Annotated in this window: 1 protein-coding gene; it reads right to left on the bottom strand. The window is 72.7% G+C overall.

All coding sequences use genetic code 11. The features are described 5' to 3' along the window. On the bottom strand, positions 1 to 447 hold a 447-nt coding region (locus ACOADB_RS15565), incomplete at both ends, for a glycosyltransferase (RefSeq protein WP_378600344.1).

Below are 447 nucleotides of genomic sequence, written 5' to 3'. Positions count from 1 at the left end.
GGCCAGTCCCGCACCACCGGTACGGCGCCGCTGGCGGCACCCTCCACGACGACGAGGTGCGCGCTCTCGCGCACCGATGAGCTGAGGATGACGCCGACCTCGCGGAGCGCCCCGGGCACGTCGTTGGTGTAGCCGCGACGCTCGACGACGCCGCGTGGCTCCAGCTCGTTCAGGTCGGCGAAGTACCCGGCGTCGTACGCACGGCCGATGGCGGAGCCGGTGTTCGCCAGGTCGTCCCCGAACAGGAGCAGCCGGTAGCGCTCGTCGTGCGCGTGCAACCGGCGTACGACGTCGATGGCCCACCGCACGTCCTTGGCGACCGCGGAAATGCCGATCAGCGCGAGCGTGAAGCGGGCGTCCTCGTCCTTGGCCCGGTCGTAGCCGCCCAGGTCGATCACGTTCGGGACCACGGCGACCGCCGGATGGGCGGCCAGGGCGGGCACGGCG

The sequence above is a fragment of the Nocardioides sp. CPCC 206348 genome (assembly GCF_048654705.1).
In the GTDB taxonomy this organism is placed as follows: Bacteria; Actinomycetota; Actinomycetes; order Propionibacteriales; family Nocardioidaceae; genus Nocardioides.
This window is presented reverse-complemented; position numbering and strand designations above follow the sequence as displayed.